Genomic DNA, 8459 nt, shown 5'->3' with positions numbered 1-8459 from the left:
AGTTTGCAATTGGACACACTCCCATTAGAGTTTTTCGAGTAGAGTCGAAAAACTCCAACGACTACTCTAACGGAATTGTCTCAAAATCTAGACTGAGTTGGAATACACCTTCTTGTTAGACGCTTACATCTTACCTGCTTTGTAACCGGACTTTTTGATTCACCTGCTAGCGCGTTTAGCTATTTGTTGAATACCCAGTAAATCGGTACTGGTCAAGCTTGAATTTACCCGATGCGTAGCTTACCACCGCTGTTAGTTCGCCAAAATATTGGGGCTCCGCCACGCCGTCAATTACAAAGCCGATTGCAGCCGTAAAGGTCAACGTTTCCTTCTCTATTCCGAATTTCACAATGCTGCCGAACCCCAGCTCGTCATGTATGCTCCCAGATCCATATTCCTGCTCAACATCCTTCAAGCTGACCTCATGAAGCTGATCGGCGATCGTAAGTTGACCGAACAGTTCACCATCTTTGTATACCTTCTTAAACCCGAGTGTCTCACGGAGCTGCTTCATATACTCCTCTGATGGATAAACATGGTCGGTCCATGGTCGTTCGGCTGTACCATCGGCCTCTAAAAATTCCACAAGATGCAGTTCTTCAACGGCCACACCTGTTCCCGATCCGATAGGCAGCACAACCGCTAGCTCATCCTTACCATCTTGGTTATAATCATTCACCTGAAGCACAGGCATAAGTTGCCTTGGGGTAGAATAAGCCCAGTTCATCTGCTGCTGCAGCTCCCCGATCTTGAGAACCACGCCTTCCTCAGCTGGATATAGATGTATGTCTTGCTCAGGTATAGAGGCTACGGGTTCCACGTTTGCTTGAGCTAAGCTTTCGATAGCCTTGGATTTACCCGATCCGCACCCGGCAAAAACCAAGGCGACAATAAGTACTAACAAACCAAGCTTGACCTGATGCAGCATGCTAAGATACTCCACCTCCTTGACGAATTTACGTCCCACGAGCATGCTTCTGCTTATTGCGCGACCATACGACTACCGGAATTAAAAGCAAAGATAAAAATCCTCCCGCTAAAGAAAGAATAGAATAGCTGGTTTGCGCTACAACCATACCGGACAAAGCGCCTCCCGATGCACCGGCCAAAGCAATCAGAACATCCACCGTACCTTGTGTCTTCGCACGAACCTGCGGTGGTGTCGCATCGACGATGGCTGCCGTGCCGCTGATCAAACCGAAATTCCAGCCTAGTCCCAGCAATGCAAGCGCAAGAACGAGAAGCACCATGGAGTCTCCGGGCGCAAAAGCAGCCAGTAAACCCGCCAAGAGTAAGGTAACACCGGCAGCATAGGACATCGGCCTGCGCCCAAATTTATCAACGAGTACCCCTGTAATTAAGGAAGGCAAAAACATCGCAGCCACATGGATACCAATCACGATGCCCACTTCTCCCAGCCCGTGCCCGTGATGCTTCATGTGAACCGGTGTCATGGTCATAATCGCAATCATGACAATTTGGGTAAGCACCATCACCGTTGTGCCGACAATGATGCCCGGCTTATGGACGCTCAGTTCAACATCCTTCAACCCGGTTGGACTGTTTTGTTTTTCCCGGGTACGCTCCATTTCTGCAATAGCCTTGGCAACGACGAGCGGATCGGGTCGAAGAAACAAGAGAAGAACAAGACCGGCCAATATATACGCGGCGGCAGCCAGCATAAATGGCCCCGACAGCGCAGGAGCCCCCATAGACGCGGCCCATTGCCCTGTAATACTCACCAGGTTCGGACCCGCTACCGCGCCAAATGTCGTGAATACCATGGCGGTACTAATCGCTTTTGCCCGCTGCGTCGGCAGTGCCAAATCGGTTCCTGCATATCTTGCCTGCATATTTGTAGCTGTGCCAGCCCCATAGATCAGCAATGAAAGAAAAAGCAACGGGACGTTATCGAGGACAGCTGCGAGAACTACTCCAATAGCTCCCAGGCCGCCTCCGAGGAATCCGGTTGCCAGCCCGGCACGACGTCCCAAGCGCTGGGATAGTCTACCGACCAATAGCGCAGCGATCGCAGAGCCTAATGTAAATAAGGCAGCAGGAACACCAGCAAAACTGTCTGTACCCAGCATGTCCTGTGCGAGCAATGCCCCTACGGTGATACCCGCAGCCAGTCCGGCTCCGCCAAAAATTTGAGAAACAATGACGACCATCATGGTTTTTTTGTACAATTGACGCTGTTTCTCAGGGGATTCCACGTATTCCTTCAGTGGTTCTGGGTGACTTTTTAGTTTGGGTTCAACTCGTAACGAATCTTCCGACATGGGTGCATTCTCCCTTTATTAAACGAATCAATTGAATAATTAATTTTAGGGCTATAAAAAAGCTATACATCTGTATAGCATAAACGCAAAGCAGGCTCGCTATTGCCACTCCCTCGCCTGGTGCTCCCGCCATTCAAATACTCCTGCCTCTAAGCGGAATGCTGTAAATCCTTCTTGTCGCAATTTTTCAACGGCTTGGGCCGAGTATACGCAATAGGGGCCGCGACAATAGGCGGCGATTTCAATTTCTCTGGGGAGCTTTGTAAGGTACTCATGCAAATCTTCCATGGGCACAGAAATCGCGCCTGGAATATGGCCGGTTTCAAACTCATCGGTTGGACGCACATCCAGCAAAATGATGCTTCCCTCTTCCATTCTGGTCAGCACCTCATCCAGTGAAAGGACCTGAACATCCCCACTTTGACTCATAAAATCATTTTTGATACGACCAATGTCTGCCAGCTGCATCTCGCTTATTCGCCAAAGTGAAGTTAAAAAGTCCGCAATCTTCGGGCTTGCTAGTGTATAAATGACGTACGTTCCCTTCTTGTTGAACTTCACCAGATTGGCATCAAGCAGAATCTGAAGATGCCGCGAAACGTTAGCCACACTCATCTCCGTAGCTTGAGCCAGTTTCTCTACGGACTTGGGCCCTTGGGAGAGCAGATGCATCAGTTCCAAGCGTTTATCGCTAGACAGGCATTTCCCAATTCGGGCAAATTGCCGGTATACATCATCTTTGAACGCACGAACGGGAAGCTCTTGCTTCATCATTTCACCTCTTCTCCACTATTCAATGAATTAATTGAATTATAATCTGGAATTCTGATTGGCGTCAATCTCTTTTCGCGAACGAACTAGTTCCATGCCTACAACAGCTTTACTTGATTTAATTTGGCCACACAAGACTCCTAACGAATACTTAAAGTGGATTTCTGGGGTTTTCTTCGAAATTAAAACCAAGCCATTCACTTGTTCTTTAATTTCAGGACATACTTCAGACTTTCATCCATATAGTAGTACATGACAGCCCCTATCATTCCATAGATGTAAAAATGCATACTTTGTTTAAATTTATCCAGCGTTATTCCCTTGGAAATGATCATTATAAAAATGGTACTTACTATAATACCGCCTACTATGTAGATTAGCGTTAGTATCAAGAAGCTTATACTCGGCTTAAAAGAGCCTTGTACTTTACGACTGACGAGCTTATCAACTACAATCGAAAACGCGACCCCTCCAGAGATAAATACAGGGACCGTATACATTAAATACAGGATCACGAGACTTGAGAATGACCAGTGGTAAACACCTTCATTTCTTTCGGATATCGGCACGTATTGAAGAACCGCCAATATTATGCAAAATAAAAACGAACATATCATCGCTACAGCGAGTTTTCTAAGCATATCATTTTTTTTCATTTCTGCGCTCTCCTGATAAACTTTTTCTCCTGTACCAAGCTTAATTTATCAATACCCTCTGTACTGGGGCAGTTTAAGATCTGAAAATTCATTGACCTCTAATAAGTTCTGATCCCTTTCGCCTTCAACACCCTGTAAAAAGCTTCAAAATTAGTTGTCTTAAAACTAATGACGGGAGATTCCTCCCGATCATCGGTAATAAATTTTATCGGCTGTGATTCTTTAACTTTCTTTAGAAACAACAATGGTCCTTGAGGTAACTTAAGATTCGCGGAGTTTTCTTCTTCCCATTTTTGTTACCCAAAAGCCCTTATTATTTACTTCTTAAAAAATCAGGCATTCTCCTCATAAATCGCTCTTGCTCCTGATGAAACCCGTACTGTTCGTATAGTCCATGTGCATCTTTCGTTCCTAATACACCCAATAAATCTTTAAAATCTTCAGAAGTTGTTATCGTTTCTATTAACTTCTTACCTATCCCGTAGCTTCGATAATTTTCATCTATAAATACATCACAAAGCCAATACATAGTCGCCCCATCTGTAACTAATCTAGCAAAGCCAATTTGCTTGCCCCCATGGTACGCCCCATAACATACTGAGTTCTCAATTGATTTCCTAATTCTGCTTTCAGATCTCTTATCTGCCCAATAGCTCCTTGCTAAAAAACTACATATGGTCTCCATACATAATAAGGATTTGTCATTACTAATTAATACATCTCCAGCAGTAACGTCCATATTATCCCACCCTCAAAGTTTTTAAGGATAATAGTACCAATTTTTGTGAGTCCACACAACTTAAAATTACGATCATTATTACTTCAACAAGTCTTTTTTCATGTAGTAGTGCGTATGTCTACCAGCATTCTCAATAATGCCATATACTTCAAATCCTTCTTTCTTGTAAAAATCTAAAGCTTGAAAATCAAATGTATCAACCTTCATAAAATCACATTGCTTTTCTTTTGCAATTTTTTCAGCTTCATGGATCAATTTTTTACCGTAACCATGCCCTCTGTGTTCAGGTTCCACAAATAAATATTGTACGTCTAGCCAGTTCCAACAAACCTCGCCAAGAATGCCGCCACAAACTTGCTCTCCTTCATCTTGGAGAAAAATATGAATTTCTTGATACTTCCCCTTTAACTCATCTGGGAAATGCTTCATGTTATATTCAAACATTTTGTTCCTGACATAATTCTTTAACTCATTATTGTTCTCGTTATTAATTTGTAATTTCATTTTTTACTCTCCTTCATACAGGGTTGAACCCTCGATACCCTACCGTATTTTTGCATTCAATTTTGATTTCGCTTACAAAATGTCTTTCAATTCTATTAATTCTTTTATGGTTCCATCCCGTTCAAAATCTTCATTGAAATAGGGGTCCATCTTCCATATTCCTTTCATCCCAATGTTTCTGCTTGCCTGTATATCATTCTTCGGGTGATCTCCAACATAAACAGCTTCATTTGCATCCATTTCAAATCTTTTTAAAGCTCTGATAAAAATCTCTGGATCTGGCTTCTTTATTCCCTCAAGCTCCGATACCATAATAAAATCAAAATATTTTTCAATTCCCAGAGACCTGACATTAGCTAATTGAAACTCGCCAAATCCATTCGTAATCATAGCTAATCTAAATCCGGAAGACTTGAGAAATTCTAAAGTTTCATGTAAGTTGACAAACGGCACACAATGAAACCTAAAGTTATTTATGTAGTCCGTTAAAAGCTCATCTGGCGAAACGTCTCCTATGCCAAATTCGGCAAGCAAGGAAGTGTATACTTTATCCTTCCATACATATCCTCTGCTATCCAATTCAATAAAACGATCCACGTATACCTGCTTCCTAACAACGTGCAAAAAGGGCATTCGATCATATTGATCATGGATAAAATGCCGAAGAGAATTATCCCGGTCAAGTAGTGTTCCATCCAGATCAAAAATCACTGCTTTGATCACATCATCATCTCCCTAACGCTTTTCATATTGTGATTTGCATTCACGACGTTCCACCACTTTTCTCACTAGAATTCAACATATACGGGCTCTTTATTGGATTGTAAACAAGCTTCTATCCTTGCCCTAAAGTTCATATAGGTAACCATGGTCAAAGCTTCATCAATTGGAAAAAATCCTGATTAAAGACTTTCAGATGTACTTGTTGGAGTTCCGCCTATGTATTTCGCTAGAAATAATGTGTTACAAATACTATCCTTCACATTCTGAAATACTCCACAAAATCTAATGATCTCAATATCTACTCCCGATTCTTCCTTCGTTTCCCTTATTGCTGCTTGAGTCAATGACTCGCCAACTTCAACTACTCCACCTGGCATTTCCCAACCTCTTTGTGGACCTCGGATAAGTAATATTTCATTCTGATCGTTCAAAACAATTGCAGCGGCAGAAATAAAATGTTTGGGTGGTGTTTTCATATTATTCTCCTTTGATAGATCATAGTAGAATTTAAATGATTGGGTAGGTTTTTGATAACTTTGTTTTTTCACGAACCGTCACTGGTCGTTATATGGAGTACCCTCCACTTTTATTCATTACAACTGTTCTAAAAAAGTCTAATCAAGGTAATATTCTTCCGTGAATGAAATTCCTCCGCGTTCAATAAAAGGGATGCTCTGTCCGACAGTCAGTATAGGTTTGCGTCTTATATATTGTTTGTATCCTATTGATCTAAAAGTAATATCACCTTGGTTCGATGAAATTCGCCATAACCATTCAGTATCTTTATTTATATATTCATGGTTTCTAGGGATTTTTGGTTCTTCCCTAAATACTTTACATATCTCAAAACCAAGAGTAGTAGATATATCCATACTAAGATCATATACATTAGTAAAAACCATAGTTGCGGGTGACACCCAAAAGCTAAAATTGAGGTCGTCAGATTCCGGCTTAACCCAGTCTAATATATAGTCAATATCAAGTAATAACTTGAAATTATCTTCATTAAAGCCAATTCCATATACCTTACAATCATGCCAATTTTCATATTATCGTAATCATCTTCAGTCCATATTCTCTGCTTTGTGTTCATAGTTTTGTCCTTTAATTTTTTACTCCTTAGGGTATTTTCACATAATGTTATTGCATTCACGACGTCCCATCAGCTTAAGTGCCTCTGATCCGGGCGCAGCCCGGGTAGGAGCACCCGCGACGTGATTAGGTAGTGAGGAGGGACCAAGGCGGTAGCCCAGATGCGTGCTATGCACTCTTCTTGTTCATACTTCTACATTACTCTGGTAAAGCTTTTAATATATTATCAATACTATTATCATCCCATATAATTAGATAACACTTTTCTTTCTTTAACTTTTGTAAAGCACCTAATCGATGATTGCCATCTCTTACGCTGAAAGATCCATTTCTATTTTCAGCAATTAAAGGCGGCATATCCCATCCATCTTCTAATCGTTTGCAAATTTGATTGAGTTTATAATTCCACCATTCTTCATCTTCAACATACTCCATATGTAATTCAGGTCCGACAACTCTGTCGAGACAACTTATTTCGGCTTCTATGGGTCCTAGCCAGTACCTTCTTTTCATTTTTAGGCCATTTGATAAACCAGCATTGTCTCCTTCACCATTCAAAAAAAGATGAATCCATGTTTCAATATCACCATTCGCGGCGTACTCCATTGCTTCTTTTAATGTAAATTTTGACATGTTTACCTCTCTCTTTTCTATCTGATCCGTCTTTCATATAATAATGTCTTGCATGAATTTCGGATAACGTTTTTGCATTCATGACGTCGAGAACCTTAAGGCCCGTTAGGCCGGGTGGCTCCGCCACTTAGGCTCGCAGATGTGTCCTCCTGATTCAACTCCTTCGCGGATGCTTCTGGCTGACCGAGGAGCCATTAGACGACGATACGTGAATGTGGTGTTTGATAACGTTGCTAGCGCCATTGAAATCTCTAATAAATTTCTTCGTAATCTCCATCTTCTTCTACTCTTTCGTGCCTTATCCCGAATAACCAACTTTAGAACTGATTTTAGTTCTTCTATTTGCTCGTCAGAGATATTAAACAATTTAAATGCAGAAACATTACTTTTATCAAAAATATGCTTTGCTTCATCTTCTAATATACCGTTCTCACGGACTTCTTTTGATATCTCCTCGTGGAGTTCTCCATAGAGTTCTAAAATATCCTTATCAGGGTATCGTCCTTCAAAAGTCTTTATAACTATTTCTTCCTCGATTTCGTAAGATATCCTTAAATAGCCCACCTCTTGACCATTATTAAAAATCCTATATCCCCAAAAATGATCACTAAGATTACAAAAATATAACACCGGGGCTTCTTGGGATAACTGATAGATAAAACCAGGACCTTCCTGATGTTCTAAGTAACTGTCATGTCTCGTTAAAAAAGCAATCCATTTCTCATCAAGTACTTTAATAAATGTGTAATGCTCCCCATTGTCAAGACACGAATTTCTGAGGAATAAGTTATGTCCTCCTTCTCGTGGGCCTAGTTTTTAGGATGCGATTTCTTCGATACAATGGGCGTAAAATTGATCGGGCCTCGCATCTTTAAGAGATTGATGAGGGCGTTCCTGGTTATAAAATTGGACATAGCGAGCTATCCCTTTGCGTAGCGCACGAGGGTCTTCGTATTCATTCAAATAGATGCACTCGTATTTGAGCGAACGGAAATATCGCTCTGTGCGGCTGTTATCCGTTGCCCGGCCCTTGCCATCCATGGATACCTTGACGTCTTT

At 41.6% G+C, this 8459-nt stretch carries 10 protein-coding genes and 1 pseudogene; all 11 read right to left on the bottom strand.

All coding sequences use genetic code 11. The features are described from left to right. Nucleotides 1-175: 175 nt before the first annotated feature. A complete protein-coding gene (locus GSF01_RS28630; protein WP_159888675.1) occupies nt 176-928 on the bottom strand; it encodes a hypothetical protein in 753 nt (250 codons plus the stop codon). Nucleotides 929-956: 28 nt separating this feature from the next. Continuing rightward, entirely contained in the window at nt 957-2282 is a 1326-nt protein-coding gene (locus GSF01_RS28625; protein WP_159888674.1) for an MFS transporter, read from the bottom strand. 99 nt (nt 2283-2381) lie between these two features. Beyond that, entirely contained in the window at nt 2382-3053 is a 672-nt protein-coding gene (locus GSF01_RS28620) for an ArsR/SmtB family transcription factor (protein ID WP_159888676.1), read from the bottom strand. 197 nt (nt 3054-3250) lie between these two features. Beyond that, nucleotides 3251-3709 carry a hypothetical protein gene (locus tag GSF01_RS28615; protein WP_159888673.1) on the bottom strand — a complete coding sequence of 153 codons (459 nt, stop codon included), beginning with the start codon at nt 3707-3709 and terminating at the stop codon, nt 3251-3253. Nucleotides 3710-4022: 313 nt separating this feature from the next. After that, nucleotides 4023-4448, bottom strand: coding sequence for a GNAT family N-acetyltransferase (locus GSF01_RS28610; protein ID WP_159888672.1), 426 nt, complete (start codon nt 4446-4448; stop codon nt 4023-4025). A gap of 78 nt (nt 4449-4526) precedes the next feature. Then, nucleotides 4527-4952, bottom strand: coding sequence for a GNAT family N-acetyltransferase (locus tag GSF01_RS28605; protein WP_159888671.1), 426 nt, complete (start codon nt 4950-4952; stop codon nt 4527-4529). Between the two features lie 72 nt (nt 4953-5024). After that, complete coding sequence (locus GSF01_RS28600) at nt 5025-5675, bottom strand: HAD family hydrolase (protein ID WP_159888670.1); 651 nt, start codon at nt 5673-5675, stop codon at nt 5025-5027. A 65-nt stretch (nt 5676-5740) separates the two neighbouring features. Next, nucleotides 5741-6151: pseudogene (locus GSF01_RS28595) on the bottom strand (NUDIX hydrolase). A gap of 814 nt (nt 6152-6965) precedes the next feature. Continuing rightward, the gene (locus GSF01_RS28590) at nt 6966-7400 is read right to left on the bottom strand and encodes a ParB N-terminal domain-containing protein (RefSeq protein WP_159888669.1); all 435 of its coding nucleotides are present in this window, start codon (nt 7398-7400) and stop codon (nt 6966-6968) included. A gap of 105 nt (nt 7401-7505) precedes the next feature. After that, a complete protein-coding gene (locus GSF01_RS28585) occupies nt 7506-8030 on the bottom strand; it encodes a hypothetical protein (RefSeq protein WP_159888668.1) in 525 nt (174 codons plus the stop codon). A gap of 186 nt (nt 8031-8216) precedes the next feature. Next, nucleotides 8217-8459: integrase core domain-containing protein (locus GSF01_RS28580; protein ID WP_159888667.1), on the bottom strand; the 243-nt coding region annotated here is incomplete at its 5' end.

Origin of the sequence: Paenibacillus puerhi (genome assembly GCF_009846885.1) — a bacterium.
Classification (GTDB): Bacteria; Bacillota; Bacilli; order Paenibacillales; family NBRC-103111; genus Paenibacillus_G; species Paenibacillus_G puerhi.
This window is presented reverse-complemented; position numbering and strand designations above follow the sequence as displayed.